The organism is Winogradskyella sp. SYSU M77433 (genome assembly GCF_029911945.1).
Taxonomy (GTDB): domain Bacteria; phylum Bacteroidota; class Bacteroidia; order Flavobacteriales; family Flavobacteriaceae; genus Winogradskyella.
On sequence record NZ_JARYTG010000004.1, the window covers coordinates 339,473 to 355,848 of the forward strand.

The window sequence follows — 16,376 nt, forward strand, 5'->3', positions numbered from 1 at the left end:
ATAAAAACTAACCATAGGATATTAAAAATCAAACTGATATGTTGCACCTGCTAAAATCTGTATGCCTTGCACAGGGAAATTTAAATAGCGTTGGTAATCTTGGTTAAACAAGTTATTACCCTTTGCAAATACCGAAAGTTGATCATTTATTTTATAACCTACATGTGCATTAACATCAAAATAGCTATCTAAAGTTGCTGGTGTAAGATCTGGGAAAATTGACGGACCAACCTGTAAACTTTGATCTTTTCGTTCACCCACAAAGAAAGCACTTGCTCCAGCAAACCATTGTTCAGAAATCTGATAATCTAAAAATACTGAACCTGTAATATCTGGTAAATTCCAAGCCTCTTCTTGGTTATCTGTATTGTAACTAAAATACTCGCCTTTAACACCTAAAGTGAAATTTCTATTCACATCGACATTCAATTCTCCTGCTATCGAAAATGTGGTTAAATCATCATAAACCACTCCAAACGAGTTTCCATATAGATAATCCTCTTCCGGCAATTCGTAGGTATTATTAGCTTTAAACAACGCTTTGTTATTGTCTGCGTAATAGTTTCCTCTAACATTGTAGCTAATGCTATTAGACAACTTCCCTTTTAAACCTATAAATCCGTTGTAAGCTTGATCTGTTGGAGTAATTAATAGATTTGGAGACACAAACGGATTTTCATTTGCAAAATCATAATATGAATTTTGTTGTAAACCACCTTTTACTCCTGCATAACCAATTAAAATTTCATCTACTACACGGTAAGACGCTTCAATATTTGGATAAATAAAGAACTTACTATCACTGTACTCCAAATCATTTGAGTAGACAAATTTCACACCTAAATCAACTGTTAAATCATCTTGAATTAATTGGTAAGAAGGTGCTAATCCAAAAATGACATTACCATACTTTAATTCTTCTCCTGAATTAGCAAAATCATTATCAAAACTACCACCTACATAATCTACAAAAATGTCAGCAGAGATGATTTCTCCTTGAATAGGAATATCAAAACCTGCATTGGCTACAAAACGATTTTCACCCGAACCTTGGTTGTCACCAAAACGTCTAAATCTTAAACTACCGTTATCGATAATAGCATCATCAAAATTCAATTTTCCACCTAAATTAAAACTTGTAAAGGTATGTCCTGGATCTATCATACCGATTTGCTCATTTGTATAAAAATTCTCTGGAACGCCATACCAGTTATAACTTTGAATCTCGAAACCACCATTAACTTTCCAAGAGAAATCTCTTAGCTTTTGTGAATAGTATGCATTAAGATTTGTTTTAAGAAAATCATCGTCTAGTTGCACTCCATCAATACCTCCACCTGATGAATGATGACTAAAATAACCACCAACACTTTCACCACTACTTAACTCATGGTTAAGATACACTTCACCAATAAGCGTTGTATAAGTTCCTGCACCAAGAGACGCATAATTATCGTATAATTTTACTTTGCGCGCCTTTTCCACAGTTGCTGCTTTGCCTTTTGCTGGTGTAAATGTTGATGCCACTGGAATTGAAAAGATATTGTATTTCACTTCCTTTTTCTTTACCGTACTAGAATCGTTCAACTTTGGTGCATCCTTAATTTTAAAGGCATCCGAAATTGTTGGAGTATAAGGTTTAATGACATTTACCACTTGGTCATCAATAGTGTCTTTGGTGCGTTCTTGGGCAACTATTGATAAACTGCTTGATATAGTGATTATAAAAATTAAAAACTTTAGTTTCATGTTTAATGTTTTGATTGAATCTTTTTGAATTAATTACCTGTAATTAATGGATCAAATTCTCCTGGCTCTAAAGGGTTGCAGTCAGCAAAGTTTTGCTGCTCCAAAGGCGGGTTATTTGTGTATAAGCAAAAGAATCCTGATTTTTTAAATGTCTGTTCATTTTCTACAACTATCATATATTTATAGGTTCCATCAGGAATACCTTCAACTCCAGAATTGCCATAAGGCACTTAAGGAAAATACTCATTCAAATTACTTCCATAATTTGTACTTTCAAAAATTACATCATCATTCATATTATAAATGGTTACAGTATGATTATCATATAATCCAATATTTTCAATCCCAAACAAATCATTGGTTCCATCACCATTTGGTGTAAATAAATTTTCAACTACTATTTCTCCTTGTGATTGATCTAAATTATCTACATCTTCACCAAATGCCGTTAATCCAGAACAACATGCAGCAAATACATCCTCCTCTTCTTGATTATTGTTATCGTCATCTCTACATGAAATAAAAGCACCTACAGATATTAATATGATAAAAAATGGTATATAATTCTTAAAACTTTTCATTATTAGAATATTGGTTTTGGTATTTCGAATTTGAGATTCCTGTTTGCACTTCGAAAGCCTCAGTGTCCAGATTTAATTATCATCTGTTTCAATTGATGAATTTGTTTTCGCTTCTTCAGCTTTTATTTTATTTAATTCTTGTTTTGCTTCTGCAACAACATCTTCAAAATCTGGGAAATTAGAAATTACACTATCCAAAATATAAGTGGCTTGAAACGCATCTCCCAAAGCATAGAAATTCTTAGCCATCACTACCAAACCTTTTGCACTATAGTATTTGTAACTACTATAATCCTTGGCTAATTTCTGAATTGTGGTATTTGAAGCTTCGTAATTACCTTCTTTATTTTGAAAATAACCTTTGTAATATAAAGCTTCAGCAGCGACGCTACCAGTTGCTATTTTTTCTAAATCAGCATAAGCAGTTTTTGCTTTAGCTTCATTGCCTGTTTTGATTGCCGAGCGTGCAATAATAATTTTAGCATCACTTTTCACTTTATTATCTAAATTGGAATGTGCTAAAACTTTCTCAGCATACGTTTCCGCTTTTGAGAAATCATCCGTTTGAAAATACGCATTCATTAGGTTAGATTGTGCGTAAATAACGTTTTGAGGATAGTCTGCCTCAGCCTCTAATCGCTGTAGCACAGGAATTGCTTTGTCCCAGTTATTATTGCTTAAGTAGATTTCACAAAGTTTAACCGTTGCTTGTTCTGTATATTCACTTTTTGAGGCATCAACAACATAATTGTAATGTGGTTGTGCATTTTCAAATAAGTTTTTCTTGTAATATAATTGCGCTAAATAGAAATGGGATTTTAAAGCGTGAATTCCATTAGGAAACTGCGTAAGATATTTATTAAACTGACGGATGGCTTTATCCGTATCATTATCTAAATATGGTTTTTCTGCGGCTAAATAGGTGGTATTATCTAAATCCACATCGCTCACCTCTACGTAATCTAAAGTTCTTACCCAAGCTGCATAATCGTCTACACGACCTAAATCGATATAAATTAAACGAGCTGTTGCCACAGCTTGAACAGCTTCACCTGAATTTGGAAAATCCGTAGCTACTTTTTTAAATTTCGTCAATGCACGCTCGTTATCATTGGCATTGTAATACACCAAACCTTGACGTAATAATGATTTAGATGTGAAAGCACTTTGTTTATATTCAGAATTCAGCCTGTCATACATTTGCATAGCTTTGTCTGACTGATTAGATTTTACGTAAGAGTTTGCTAATTCATACATAGCATCGTCTCGTAAAGCAGATTTTAGATAGGTTCCTATAAAATCATTTAGTGCTGCAATTTTTGCAGAACCATTTCCTAAATAACCTTCGCTCATGGCGATTTGAAATGCAGCATAATCCGTTTCAATTTTATTTAATTGAATGGCTTTTTTGTATGCATTAATTGCATTTTGATATTTACTCGATACAAAATAACCATCAGCCAATCTTAGATAAGCATCATTTTGACGTAACTTATCTTCTGAATTTGTATTGATGAATTTTTCGAAATAGGTAGACGCATTAGCATAATCCTTTAACTTGAAATAGGTGTAACCCAAATTATAGTCTAGATTATCATTTTCTGGCAAATCCAAAGCTTCTGTCATACCTGCAAACTGCTTAAAACCGATTAAAGCATCATTATAGTTTGTAAGATTGTATTCTGTTTCAGCTTTCCAGAATGTAGCTTTAGCAACAAAAACAGGATCTCTAGGCTCTTTTAAAGAATTATTGAATAATTCTGAAGCTTCATTATACTTTGTTTCGTTATACAACTCCACACCTCTAAAGAAGGCTACTTTTTGATAAGCTACCTTGTTTTCAAAACTGTTTTTCCCTTTTAAAAGCTCTAAAGCTTCTTTGTAGTTTTTTGAAGTGATATAAGAATCTATCAATAATGTTTCTACCTCTTCTCGGTAAGCTGTTTCAGGATATTGATCTAAATAACCTGATAACACTTGAGGCACCGACTGGTACGGATTTCCTATTTCGTAACTAATCTTTGCATAATTTAACCAAGCATCTTCCTGAATTTTAGCATCAAAATCCATTTGGGATGCATTTCTAAAAGCATTAAGTGCTTCTTGTTTTTTATCTAAGTTAATATAACTTTCACCCAAATGATAATAGGCGTTTTGTGCCACTGAGTTATTACCTCCAATAATTTTATTGAATTCTGAAATTGCAGCTTCGAAATCATTTTGCTTGTAATAAGCATAACCCAATTGGTAATAATCCGTATTATTCCACTTACCTTTTTTTCCTTCATAGGCTTTTAGGTATGGAAGCGCTTCAGCATATTTTTCAAGGTTAAAGTAACTCTCACCAATGATTTTATTTAATTCCGATTCCTCTACTCCACGTGCTCTTGGCAACTGCTCTTCGGCTAGTTCAATAGCTTTTTCAAACTTTCCTAATTTGAAGTTTAAATCGGCTTGGTAATAAGACAACTTCTCTTTGTACCTCTCGTTATCACTAACCTGATCGAAATACTCATTGGCCGTATCATAATCATCACCTTCATACGCCATGTAACCGATGTAATACTTAGCTTGAGAACCATATTCTTTTGAATTTATAACACGGTTTAGGTATTTAGAAGCTTCTTTTTCGTCCTTTGTAGAATACAAACTATAACCGTAATTGAAGTTAAAACGGTCTTTTTCTGAACGTGAAATACTTCCTTCATCAACTTTTTCGTACCATTTTCTGGCATAAGCAAACTTACCGTTGTTAAAGTAATAATCTGCCACGTCTAAAAATGCTGTATTTCGTTTTGTACTTGTTGGATAATCTTCAACAAAATCCGTAACTAACTGGTCTGCATTTCGTTGATTGAGTCGCACTGCACAATTGGCAATATAATAGGCACAATCAGATTCTATAGTTACATCTTCAGTAGTATCTTTTATGTCGTCAAACAAGGATTGTGCTGCCTTATATTGTTGATTATTATATAAGGTTAAAGCTTTTTGGTAATCTTGCAAATCACTAGTGTAAATCGCAGATTTTTGAGCAATACTTATAGAAGAAACTAAAAGAAAAAGGATAAAAAATGGTCTTTTTAATAATAGCATTAGCTTCGTTTTTTGATTTTAATGTTTTGTATATTCAAATATAATTCAATACAAAATCTATAACGCTAGAAATTAGGTATAATTATAAACGGACTTATTAAAAAATTGACGCTAGCGACATATTAATCTCAAAACAATAGCGTTAAACATTTACTTACGGATTTGATAATTGACATTATTAATAATACTTTTACACTAATTCAATTTATTTGACAAACAACTATGCCAGAAACTATTTTACATCTTAGAAACGCAACGATTTACCAAGGAGATAGCATGGTGCTTTCTAAGGTGAATTTTGAAATGCAAAAAGGTGATTTTGTATACCTTATTGGTAAAACCGGAAGTGGTAAAAGTAGTTTTATGAAAACGCTTTATGGCGATTTGGAATTGACAGAAGGTGAAGGTTCTATCGTGGATTTTGATCTAAGAACCATGAAAGAAAAAGATATTCCTTTTTTAAGACGAAAGTTGGGTATCGTTTTTCAAGATTTTAAACTATTACCAGATCGTACTATAAATGGAAATCTGGAATTTGTGCTCAAAGCGACAGGCTGGAAAGAAAAAGACCGTATTGCTGATAGAATTGAAACGGTTTTGAATAAAGTAGGCATGAAAACTAAAGGGTTTAAATATCCACATGAGCTTTCCGGAGGTGAGCAACAGCGTATTGCTATTGCCAGAGCTTTGCTTAATGATCCTGAACTGATTTTAGCTGATGAGCCAACAGGAAACTTGGATCCTCAAACTAGTGTTGATGTTATGGAAGTGCTTCAAGAACTTAACAAAAATGGCAATACTATTCTTATGGCAACACACGATTATGCTTTACTTCTTAAATATCCAAGTAAAACTTTAAAGTGTGACGAGAACAAGGTTTTTGAAGTGGTACAACGAAAGGGGTAATCATGCTATCTGTTTTAATCCCTTGCTATAATTACAATATTGTTCCCTTAGTACAAGAAATACACAAACAGTGTTCAGCAAGTCTTGTTGAATTTGAAATCTTAGTTTTTGATGATGCTTCTAAATCCAATTTCAAAATTCAAAATAGAGCTATCAACTCATTAGAAAATTGCTCTTTTAGGGAACTCAAAGAAAATATTGGTCGTAGTAAAATTAGGAATCTTTTGGCTAAAGAAGCTAAATTTGAAAATCTCATATTCTTAGATTGTGATACATTACCAAAAAATGATAATTTTATCAATAGATATATAGAACATTTTGATTTAAATGTAATTTACGGTGGTATTTCTCAAACCGTCAATAAACCACCAAAACCTTTTCGGTTGAGATGGCTGTTTACTAAGAAACGTGAACAAAAAGCTGAGTGTTCTTCTAATTTTTTTATAAAGAAAAGTATAATACTTCAAAATTTATTTGATGAATCCATAAACAAATATGGATACGAGGATGTTCTTTTTTTTAAATCATTAGAAAACAACAACATTACCGTTAATTCGATTAAAAACCCTGTTATTCATTTAGATAATGAAAGTGCTCTGGAGTTTATAAAGAAAGTTGAGATAAGTTTAAACACCTTAAACGAATTGGTAATTGACAAAAAAATTTCTAGAAGAGATTCTAAAATATATAATTATTACCAATCTTTATCCTTTTGGCGTTTAAATTGGATACCGACGATTGTTTTTAAATTATCAAAAAATCAAATGCTGAAAAACTTTAGTTCTTCTCAGCCTTCCCTCTTACTTTTCGATTTATACCGATTAGGCTATTTTTGTACCTTAAAATCTAAATTGTAATGCCTTATTTTTCAGTCATAATACCATTATACAACAAGGCTGATTATATAAAAAGCACCTTACTAAGTGTTTTAAATCAAGATTTTACTGATTTTGAGGTTTTAATAATAAATGACGGTTCTACAGATAATAGTCTTGAAGTTTTAGAACAATTTTCAGACAACAGAATAAAATTATTTAATCAAGAAAACAAAGGTGCTTCCAACGCTAGAAACCATGGAATAAAATTTGCTAAAGGAGCTTTTATAGCCTTGATTGATGCTGATGATATTTGGTATAGAAATCATCTTTCCGAACTTAGGAATCAAACCTCAAAATTTCCAGATGCTGAACTCTATTGTAATAATTATGAAGTTTTTCTTAATGAGAATACGGTAAAACCAGCACAATTTAATTTTGAATTCGAAGAAGACATAGTACTAGTGAAGGATTTTTTCAAATCTAGTATTATCAATTGTGTAGCATGGACTTCTGCCGTAGCTTTTACCAAAGAAAAGTTTGAGATCTTGGGTTGTTTTGATGAAACTCTAGATACCAATGAAGACTTAGACTTATGGATTAAGTTTGGGTTGAATTACTCAGTTTCATTTAACCCAAAAGTTACCATGTCTTACAAATCGTATATTCTGGATAGTTTAACCAAGAATGAAACAAATCAAATAAGGCTTCAATTTTTAAATCGTTTTACAGCCGAAGAAAATGAGAATAAGTCCCTAAAACTATTTTTAGACGTGAACAGATATGCCTTAGCTATAAGGTGTAAAATTCTAAACGAAAATTTCATCTATAATTCTGCAAAGCAGAACATTGATTATAAAAATCTTAATTACAAACAAAAGGCTCTTTTAAAGTCACCAAGGTCACTATTAGTTTTTTTAAAGAGGTTTCAGGCTTGGCTAATCAAAAGGAATATTTATCTAACTGCTTTTAAATAATTCAAAGGACTCATAATCTCTAATATAGTCTACTTCCTCAAACTCAGTTGAAGCTAAAACTAAACAAACAGAACCTGAAGAAAAATTTTCAATTTCTCGCCAAATCCCTGTTGGTAAAAACAAGCCTTGATTAGGTTTATTAAGTATAATCTTTTTCTTCTGAGAGCCATCATCAATAAGGATAGTAAAACTTCCACTTAGCGCTATAATTATTGATTCTTGCTTTTTGTGTGCATGACCACCTCTATAACTATCACTAGGCACATCATATAAATAATAGACTCTTTTTATAGAAAACGGCACAACTGTTTTTTCTATTACGGCAAGACTTCCTCGTTCATCATGAACTTTTGGGATGGTAATTAACCGACAGTCTTCTATTGAATTATGCTTCATTTTCTAGAATAGATTTCCACGCATTAGTTATAACGTTAACATCGAGATGAGCAACACTTTTGGGCGCTTTTTTTTTACAATTCAAATATAACGGTTCATCTTCTAAAAACATATCAAACGCTAAGGACAATGCTTCTTCGTCATAGTTTTTTACCAACAAACCATTTTCTCGATCTTTTATGACTTCACTCGGTCCTGAATCACAATCAACAGAAACTACAGGAGTTCCAACAGCAAGAGATTCTATAATACTCATTGGAAAACCTTCATACTTACTACTTAACGTTGTGAAGAGTGCTTGTTTCACATAAGGAAACGGATTTGGGTTGTAATCCATAAAAACCACCATATCTTGTAATTGAAGTCTTTCCACCAATTTTCTAAGATAATCATAATCATCACCTTTTCCCATCAGTAAAAGTTTAACGGACTGTTTATTTAATTGCGATTTGGCATAACTTTTAATCATTAGTGTTAAGTTCTTTGCCACTTCCTCAAACCTTCCATAGTACAAAATATATTGATAAGGAAGCTCTACAATGAATTCATTTGCCTTTTTCTGTAACTCTTGAAGATTTACTGGATTATATATATACTTAATATTTTCAAATCCATATTCAGAAATCACTCTATCCTTTATACTTCTACTGACTCCTACAAATTCATTATTAGACTTATAAATCAACCTAGCTCTACTTTTAGAACCTGGAAAATAATTATAAATATTATAATTATGAATCATTGAAATAATCCTTGATTTTTTATAAGCGAATCGATAAATCAAAAACTCTTTTATAAAATCTCTTCTCGCTCTGTTATCTATAATTATATCAAAATTTTCGTTTCTGAAAAACTTATATAGACAAATAAGTTTTTGAACATTATTTACAGAACCAGCTTCCTTCTCTAAATTATAAAGCTGACCTGCATAATGATAATCTATACTGTCTTTAGTAGACAAAAGAAACACATCATAGCCCAGGCTATCTAGTATAAAAGATAATGTAGAAGCAAAGCGCTCTGTACCACCATTGCTTAAAGAAGTTGCAACGATACATATTTTTAAATTATTATGTTTTGGCATTAACGCTTATATTTATCCCAAATGTAATAATATTAATGAAGATATTACTAGTTGGCGAATACAACAAAGCTCATTTCAACATTAAAAAAGGGCTTGAAGAATTAGGGCATGAAGCCGTTGTTGTAGCTAATAGGGATGGTTTTAAAAAAGTCGATGTTGATATTGAAATCAAAGACCATTATACTTCTTTTTTATTGAAGAAAATAAGGGTTTTTCTTTATTTAGTTTTTAAAATTGACCTTTTAGCTCTTTCAGTAAAAAAACAATTTAAAGAAAAGAAAAAGGAACTCTCTGGGTTTGATATCGTTCAATTCATCAATGAAGCTCCGTTTCCTTTTGAACGCAAAAGTCACACACAAATATTCAATTGGTTATGCGATTGGAACGATTGCTCTTTTTATCTCTTATCCTGTGGATTAGACTATCCAAGTGTAAAATATGCTTATGATAAAAAATTCAGATACGATATTTTAACTCCTTATTTTGAGAACAAAGGTTCTAAAAAAGATTTTTCTCCTGCCTTGAGTTATTTAAGTCCTGAACACATTAAACTACATAAGTATCTTTTTTCTAAAATTGAAGGTGTTATAGGTAATGACTTAGACTATCATCTTCCGCTTCTAAATCATCCAAAGTATTTAGGTATGATTCCTCATGCCATTAATCTTGATGAATTAAAATTTGAAAAGTCAGTAGTGACAGACAAAGTTGTGATTTTCCATGGTATCAATCGATATAATTACTATAAAAAAGGTAATGATATTTTTGAAGCTGCCCTAAAAATTATTGAGGAAAAATTTTCTGATAAAGTTGAGATTATTGTTGCTGAAAATCTACCGTACAAACAATACATAAATAGCTTTGACAAAGCTCATATTCTTCTAGACCAAGTTTATGCTTATGATCAAGGCTTTAACGCTCTAGAAGCTATGGCAAAAGGAAAAGTAGTTTTTACTGGTGCAGAAAAAGAATGGCTAGAATACTACAGCATAAAAGAAGATACAATTGCTATTAATGCCTTACCTGAAGTAGAAAATATCGTGACAAAACTTGAATGGTTAATTTCAAACCCTGACAAAATATCTGATATCTCTGTAAATGCCAGAATTTTTGTTGAGAAGTACCACAATCATATTGACTGCGCTAAGAAATATTTGGAAATCTGGGACCAAACAAAACCATCATAGATTTATGATTACTTAAGTTTCTTCTTATTGTAATAAACTTTTATAGAAAAAATAACGATGATGAAATACACGATGTAGCGTACAAAGTGTGCAATTACAACACCTTCCGTACCATAACTCTGAAGAAATAATTTTGATAGTACAAAAAACAAAACTAGCGATATCACTTCTGTAATAATAAAGCTTTTCACTAAACGTTTCGCTAAGAACTGATGTGCTAGTACTAATGAAGCTAGTCTTACAAAATCACCTAACAACTGCCATTTAAATAACGGAAGCATACCTTCAAAATTAGGGTATACAAGTTGCACAATTAGTCCTTTGAGTAAATAAACCAACAACATGCCTAATCCAAAAATAGGAAGGATAGTCTTATAAATATTTAAAACTTCTGCCTTAAACTCATGACCCGTGTGAATGTTTGCAAATTTCGGAATAACATATAACGTAAATAATCCTGTCGCAAAGACCATGTAATTTTTGGATATAAAGGTCAAAGCTGTCCAGTAACCCGCTTCATTTATATTTAGTTCGTCCGTAATCAGTGTTCTTATATCTAATTCAATAAAGTTTAACAAAAAGGTAGATACAAAAGACATCAATGTAAATGACAAAAACTCTTTTTTGTAAGGTATATTAAATTTAAGGTCACTTAACTTTATATGATTTTGAAGTGTTTTTCCGAAAACAAATAATAATACCAAAAGCTGAATTACAGGTGAAATAGCTATAGCAATTAACACCCCTTTTAGTGCTGAAGTATAAAGTCCTATGATTAATGCTAACGATGCTAAAAGGTAACCTATCAGCTCTATTTTAGCATATCTTTTATAATCTGACAATCCATTTACAACAGCATTTATGGTTCGATTTACAGCGACAAAAGGTACAATGACAGCTAAAATCCAAAAGACATACACATAATCTATAGAGCTAAATAACTCTTTAGATAAGAAGTCAGCCCAGAAAAATAGTGCGAATCCTGTGATAAAGGATCCTGAAAGAATAAATATACTAGCTGTAGAAAAGACTTTTGAAAGTTCCGTTTTATTTTCCTTAAACTCAGAAACATATTTAACCAAACCATTAAAAACACCTAATGTAGATGTGCTCGTAAGCATTACCATTAAGTTTCGGATTTGACCAATACTTGCAATACCAGCCTCACCTAACATTATCGCTAGTATTCTTTGTATTATTACGGATACAACTAGCCTTATGGAAATAACCACTGCGTTAAGCGAAGTTATTTTTAACACAGTATTACCGCTAATGAACTTTGGAAGCTTCACGTTTTTATAATTTAATAATCGGTTTCACCTTCCTCGGTTAAAACTCCAAACAAAGAACTACCAAAAATGAGCAGGATTATTCCAAAATACATAATGTAACTCAAGCAATGTCCCATAACCGCACCTTCAAGACCAAATGCATCTACTAAATAAACACTTGAAAAATACATGGTAACAAACAAAAAAACTTCCAAAACTATAAAATGCGCAAACATCTTTTTAGCTAAAAACTGATAAGCAATCACCATAGACAAAACACGAAATATGTCACCTAAAATTTGATAACCAAACAAATCTTCGACAGGTCTGAAATCCTCTGTAAATAGGACCGTAATAAGAAGCGATCTGCTAAAATAAATGATCAACAATATTAAAAGTAAGATTGGCAAAATGCTTTTGTAAAAACTAAAAACTTCTTTTCTGAATTCCGTTTTGGTAGATATTTCCTTAAATCTCGGCAATATATAAAGCGTCATCAAAGAATTAATGAACATTAAATAATAGTCGGATACACGCGTCATTGCAGTCCAATAGCCAGCGGATTTTATACCAACTTCAGAAATTAAATAATTCCTAATAATAATCATAACAATAGGTACTGCCACAGCAGAGACCAAAGCCATAATCATATCAGGGCTTAGTTTCTTCAAAACACCTAAACTAATATCTGTAATATTGATTGAACCAACTAAACTTTTTCTAAATGCAATACCAACTATTGTTATAAGTAAATTTAAAGCTGGCGTAATAACTACAGCCATTAAGGCTCCGTCAATATTTTCTTGTTTTATCAAGAGTAATGTCACTAACAACCCTAAGACTTGACCCAAAATATTGATTACCAGTAATATTTTATACTTTGAGAAACCGTTCATTATTGCAAACGAAAACATATTCAATGCATAAAACGGCAATACTAATGCTAGAATTTCTATAACATAGATATAGTTGTAGTTATCAGAGAAAATTAAATCATTGATAAATTCAGCATTGTAATAACATAAAAAGGCTAAAAATATGGAAGAAAAAAAACCTGCATAAAAAACAGTAGATAAGGTTTTTGACAATTCCTTAGCTTCATACTTAAATTGTCCTATTGCCTTTACAAAACCTTTATACAATCCAGAAATCGCCATGGATTGAATAGCACTTAGAAAATTTCGAAGGTTCCCTATAAGAGCCATTCCCTGAGGACCTATATAAATAGCTATGAATTTAGAAATAAGAATTCCTGCTACAATTTTTAAGCTAATGTTAGCTCTATTTAAACCTGCAGCTTCTATTAATACTTCGTTATTTATATAATGAAAAAACCTTTTCAATCAATACGCATTTAGGACATTCACTACTGTCCGAATTTCATTATTTGTCATTACAGGACTTATTGGCAAACTTATAACTCTTTTTTGAATCTTCTCAGTTAAAGGCAATTTTAAATGAGAAAATACAGAAAATGCTTTCTGTTTGTGAGGCGCCACTGGATAATGAATTAACCACTGAATATTATTATGGTCTAAAAATTGAATGAAATCTTCACGATTATCAACCTCAACTACAAAAGCATAAAAAACATGGTTTTTAGATCCATCATAATATGGTAGTGTTATCTTTTTATTCTTAACGTTTTCAAGATAGGTATTTGCTATTGCTCTACGTCTTTCGTTATCAACATCTAAGTGTCTAAGTTTAATTTTCAGGAAAGCCGCTTGCATATCATCCAAACGACTATTATACCCAATTATTTCATTTTTATACTTTTCGGTACTACCATAATTACGCAATAAGATTATAGCACTAGACAACCCTGAATCATTAGTTGTAACACAACCTCCGTCTCCCAAAGCCCCTAGATTTTTACTTGGATAAAAACTAAATGCTGCTGCATCTGATAAAGCACCTGCTTTACCTAATCCACACTCGGCTCCATGAGCTTGCGCAGCATCTTCAATAAGTAACAACTTATGCTTTTCTGCCAAAAACTTTAATTTTTCAACATCTGCTAATTGACCATACAAGTGAACCATTATTATAGCTTTCACACCTTCTATATTGAGCTCCACATCTTCTGCTGACAAGTTATAGGTTCTAGAATTGGGCTCAACAAATACAGGTTCTAAATCGGCGTGCAAAACAGATAATATTGTGGCAATAAACGTATTGGCAGGTACTATTACCTTATCTCCTTTCTTCAGTTTTCCTAAATGAATATAACCTTTGAGAATCAATGTTAATGCATCCAAACCATTACCAGTACCTATACAATATTTTGTACCACAGTAGTTAGTAAATTCTTTTTCAAAATCAGTAACGTTGTTACCCAATATGAAATGAGATTGCTCTAATGATTCATTAAAAGTAGCATTAAATTCGTCGTTAAACCGTTGATTGATTTTATATAGATCTAAAAACTTAATCATTATAGCTTCAACTTAAAGAAGTTTTGATAATATGATGTACAGCCCAACTCTTCTTTTTGTTTTAACAGACCTGGGTTGTATCCTAATTCGTTATCTTCCCTAACTGTTCCCATAGAAAAATAAATTTTACCTAAATCTTTGTATTGATAGATTAAATATAAAAATATATATTCTAATGCTCGGGTTCGTTCACCTTTTGAAGTTGTTGCACCATATTGAGATTTTACAACATTACCTTTATCGAAAATGGTAATGCCGGCCAATATTTCATCCTCTAAATAAATATTGAATTGCCTAATCTTACTAGGAAACCTAGATTTTAACAAGGTTATTTCTTCTAAATTATGCACAGGTCTTGCGTTGTGTTTTTCTTTCAATCTCGGAACCAGAACCTCTTTCCAAAATAGAGATAAGTCATCGGTTTCTTTTATTTTAAATCCTTTTTTTGTGCTTTTTCGATAATTCTTAAGTTTAGTTTTATGAACAGTAAGTGGCCTATTATAATCAACAGCTAAAACCCTATCGGTCTTATAGATTTCGAATCCTTTGTTAGCCATAATTTCACTTACAACCAAACTATTGTTATCATAAAATTCAGGTAAAGATTTAATATAAACATCTGTGAATTCACTCTTTTTTAAATACTCAATTATTGATTGAAAAACAACTTCTATTTGATCTCTATCAGTACCTTCTGTATAAATCAAACCTCCATATGTCAATCCTTGATGTGAAAAAATTTTGTCATCAACTCTATTTGCTGGTAACAAAGCTATCAATATACCATTATTGTATATCATAAGTGAAAAATCCATAAATCTATCAGAATGATAGTCCATGAATTCCCTATGAAACAAAAAGCTGTCTTGATTGCTTTTTAAGACAAAATCGTTCCAGAGGTTTTGATGCTTATTTTGGTAACGTTCTACTATATAATCTGACATTAATCAAATGTAATCTTAATTTTCGATTAAGCTGTTTACGATGCTTGAAAACTTCTTAGCACCAGATGCGTTAAGGTGGTCTGCGTCGTAGAAATCACCCTCTTTAAAGTCTTCACTTTTTAAGAAATCATAATAATAGCAATTACTATAATTATCAGACAATTCTCTTCCGACTTTGTACATTTTTTTTAATTGAGCTTTATCTAAATTGTTATAGTAACTGTTATACGATGGTGGTGTAATCAATATAACTTTAATATTCTTTTTTTTACACCTTATAATTAAATTCTCGAACTCAACTACATTCTTTTCTAATAATTCCCATGATGAAGCAGTATGACGTTTCGCTGCAATTGGCCCAACATTTTTTAAGTCTAGTTTAGGCTTATTAATTAAATCATTTCCCCAGCCCAAACTATCACAATTTAGAAGACTTTCTTCATCTACATAATTATTCTTCAACACCTTAAGAGCCTGTCTTGTTCCTATTGATAGAATTTCAGAATTATGCTTTAACAAATATTCAAAATTAACATCTGTATAAAGTTTATAATCTTTTAATCTCCAATCTTCTGATGAGTTTTTTAATTGTTCAAACAAAGTATCATAAGATAATCTTATAACTACAGTTTTTAAATTTATTAGCTCATCCTCATAACTCTTTAGAATAGCTAAATCAACATCTGGTGATTGAGATATGTTTGCAAAATTGAAGGTTTTAGACTGAAAACATTTAGGATTAAGTCCATAAAACGTATGTGAGCTTCCTAATATCAATGTCTCTATTTCACCTCCGCTATTTTCTATAAATTCATTCTTAAGTTTAAAAGAGTTGGGTAAAGACCTAATTGCATACTCAACACAAAACAAAGACACTAAGACAGGTAAAACAAAAAGAGATATTTTTCTTAAAAACAACTTCATTTTACACT

15 protein-coding genes are annotated in these 16,376 nt (G+C 31.5%); 4 read left to right on the plus strand and 11 right to left on the minus strand.

The genetic code is table 11. The features are described from left to right. Nucleotides 1-21 precede the first annotated feature (21 nt). The 4 genes from QGM60_RS10380 to QGM60_RS10395 all read right to left on the minus strand — a co-directional run bounded on the left by QGM60_RS10380 (nt 22) and on the right by QGM60_RS10395 (nt 5,426). The gene (locus tag QGM60_RS10380; RefSeq protein ID WP_281140172.1) at nt 22-1,749 is read right to left on the minus strand and encodes a TonB-dependent receptor; all 1,728 of its coding nucleotides are present in this window, start codon (nt 1,747-1,749) and stop codon (nt 22-24) included. A gap of 29 nt (nt 1,750-1,778) precedes the next feature. Beyond that, the gene (locus tag QGM60_RS10385) at nt 1,779-1,979 is read right to left on the minus strand and encodes a hypothetical protein (RefSeq protein ID WP_281140173.1); all 201 of its coding nucleotides are present in this window, start codon (nt 1,977-1,979) and stop codon (nt 1,779-1,781) included. After that, a complete protein-coding gene (locus tag QGM60_RS10390) occupies nt 1,980-2,330 on the minus strand; it encodes a gliding motility-associated C-terminal domain-containing protein (protein ID WP_281140174.1) in 351 nt (116 codons plus the stop codon). Between the two features lie 72 nt (nt 2,331-2,402). Beyond that, nucleotides 2,403-5,426, minus strand: coding sequence for a tetratricopeptide repeat protein (locus QGM60_RS10395; protein WP_281140175.1), 3,024 nt, complete (start codon nt 5,424-5,426; stop codon nt 2,403-2,405). Nucleotides 5,427-5,648: 222 nt separating this feature from the next. Between QGM60_RS10395 and QGM60_RS10400 the strand changes: the two genes are divergently transcribed. Genes QGM60_RS10400 through QGM60_RS10410 form a run of 3 tightly spaced genes read left to right on the plus strand, consistent with a single transcriptional unit; the run spans nt 5,649 to nt 8,124 of the window. Next, complete coding sequence (locus QGM60_RS10400; protein WP_281140176.1) at nt 5,649-6,332, plus strand: ATP-binding cassette domain-containing protein; 684 nt, start codon at nt 5,649-5,651, stop codon at nt 6,330-6,332. Between the two features lie 2 nt (nt 6,333-6,334). Further along, a complete protein-coding gene (locus tag QGM60_RS10405) occupies nt 6,335-7,189 on the plus strand; it encodes a glycosyltransferase (RefSeq protein ID WP_281140177.1) in 855 nt (284 codons plus the stop codon). Next, nucleotides 7,189-8,124, plus strand: coding sequence for a glycosyltransferase family A protein (locus QGM60_RS10410; protein ID WP_281140178.1), 936 nt, complete (start codon nt 7,189-7,191; stop codon nt 8,122-8,124). Before QGM60_RS10405 ends, QGM60_RS10410 begins: the two co-directional genes overlap by 1 nt. Here the strand turns inward: QGM60_RS10410 and QGM60_RS10415 are convergent. Both QGM60_RS10415 and QGM60_RS10420 read right to left on the minus strand, forming a co-directional pair. Continuing rightward, entirely contained in the window at nt 8,107-8,520 is a 414-nt protein-coding gene (locus tag QGM60_RS10415; protein ID WP_281140179.1) for an FdtA/QdtA family cupin domain-containing protein, read from the minus strand. The genes QGM60_RS10410 and QGM60_RS10415 overlap by 18 nt on opposite strands. Further along, the gene (locus QGM60_RS10420) at nt 8,510-9,604 is read right to left on the minus strand and encodes a glycosyltransferase (protein ID WP_281140180.1); all 1,095 of its coding nucleotides are present in this window, start codon (nt 9,602-9,604) and stop codon (nt 8,510-8,512) included. The genes QGM60_RS10415 and QGM60_RS10420 overlap by 11 nt, the downstream gene beginning before the upstream one ends. A gap of 35 nt (nt 9,605-9,639) precedes the next feature. Here QGM60_RS10420 and QGM60_RS10425 point away from each other — a divergent pair, with 35 nt between their 5' ends. Then, nucleotides 9,640-10,791: a glycosyltransferase gene (locus tag QGM60_RS10425; protein ID WP_281140181.1), complete on the plus strand. Its 1,152-nt coding sequence runs from the start codon at nt 9,640-9,642 to the stop codon at nt 10,789-10,791. An 8-nt stretch (nt 10,792-10,799) separates the two neighbouring features. Here QGM60_RS10425 and QGM60_RS10430 read toward each other — a convergent pair whose 3' ends face one another. Genes QGM60_RS10430 through QGM60_RS10450 form a run of 5 tightly spaced genes read right to left on the minus strand, consistent with a single transcriptional unit; the run spans nt 10,800 to nt 16,368 of the window. Then, nucleotides 10,800-12,083 (minus strand): O-antigen translocase, encoded by a 1,284-nt coding sequence (locus tag QGM60_RS10430; protein WP_281140182.1) that lies wholly within the window; start codon nt 12,081-12,083, stop codon nt 10,800-10,802. Nucleotides 12,084-12,094: 11 nt separating this feature from the next. Beyond that, complete coding sequence (locus tag QGM60_RS10435; RefSeq protein ID WP_281140183.1) at nt 12,095-13,405, minus strand: O-antigen translocase; 1,311 nt, start codon at nt 13,403-13,405, stop codon at nt 12,095-12,097. Continuing rightward, nucleotides 13,406-14,500, minus strand: coding sequence for a DegT/DnrJ/EryC1/StrS family aminotransferase (locus QGM60_RS10440; protein ID WP_281140184.1), 1,095 nt, complete (start codon nt 14,498-14,500; stop codon nt 13,406-13,408). Next, a complete protein-coding gene (locus QGM60_RS10445) occupies nt 14,500-15,444 on the minus strand; it encodes a FemAB family protein (protein WP_281140185.1) in 945 nt (314 codons plus the stop codon). The genes QGM60_RS10440 and QGM60_RS10445 overlap by 1 nt, the downstream gene beginning before the upstream one ends. 15 nt (nt 15,445-15,459) lie before the next feature. Then, nucleotides 15,460-16,368 (minus strand): DUF1574 family protein, encoded by a 909-nt coding sequence (locus QGM60_RS10450; protein WP_281140186.1) that lies wholly within the window; start codon nt 16,366-16,368, stop codon nt 15,460-15,462. Between the last annotated feature and the right edge of the window lie 8 nt (nt 16,369-16,376).

Excerpts from the sequence above, each read along its gene's own strand:
- QGM60_RS10415 (WP_281140179.1), bottom strand. The coding sequence starts at position 8,520 with ATGAAGCATAATTCAATAGAAGACTGTCGGTTAATTACCATCCCAAAA.
- QGM60_RS10420 (WP_281140180.1), bottom strand. The coding sequence starts at position 9,604 with ATGCCAAAACATAATAATTTAAAAATATGTATCGTTGCAACTTCTTTA.
- QGM60_RS10400 (WP_281140176.1), top strand. The coding sequence starts at position 5,649 with ATGCCAGAAACTATTTTACATCTTAGAAACGCAACGATTTACCAAGGA.
- QGM60_RS10445 (WP_281140185.1), bottom strand. The coding sequence starts at position 15,444 with ATGTCAGATTATATAGTAGAACGTTACCAAAATAAGCATCAAAACCTC.
- QGM60_RS10450 (WP_281140186.1), bottom strand. The coding sequence starts at position 16,368 with ATGAAGTTGTTTTTAAGAAAAATATCTCTTTTTGTTTTACCTGTCTTA.
- QGM60_RS10395 (WP_281140175.1), bottom strand. The coding sequence starts at position 5,426 with ATGCTATTATTAAAAAGACCATTTTTTATCCTTTTTCTTTTAGTTTCT.
- QGM60_RS10405 (WP_281140177.1), top strand. The coding sequence starts at position 6,335 with ATGCTATCTGTTTTAATCCCTTGCTATAATTACAATATTGTTCCCTTA.
- QGM60_RS10380 (WP_281140172.1), bottom strand. The coding sequence starts at position 1,749 with ATGAAACTAAAGTTTTTAATTTTTATAATCACTATATCAAGCAGTTTA.
- QGM60_RS10390 (WP_281140174.1), bottom strand. The coding sequence starts at position 2,330 with ATGAAAAGTTTTAAGAATTATATACCATTTTTTATCATATTAATATCT.
- QGM60_RS10440 (WP_281140184.1), bottom strand. The coding sequence starts at position 14,500 with ATGATTAAGTTTTTAGATCTATATAAAATCAATCAACGGTTTAACGAC.
- QGM60_RS10425 (WP_281140181.1), top strand. The coding sequence starts at position 9,640 with ATGAAGATATTACTAGTTGGCGAATACAACAAAGCTCATTTCAACATT.
- QGM60_RS10410 (WP_281140178.1), top strand. The coding sequence starts at position 7,189 with ATGCCTTATTTTTCAGTCATAATACCATTATACAACAAGGCTGATTAT.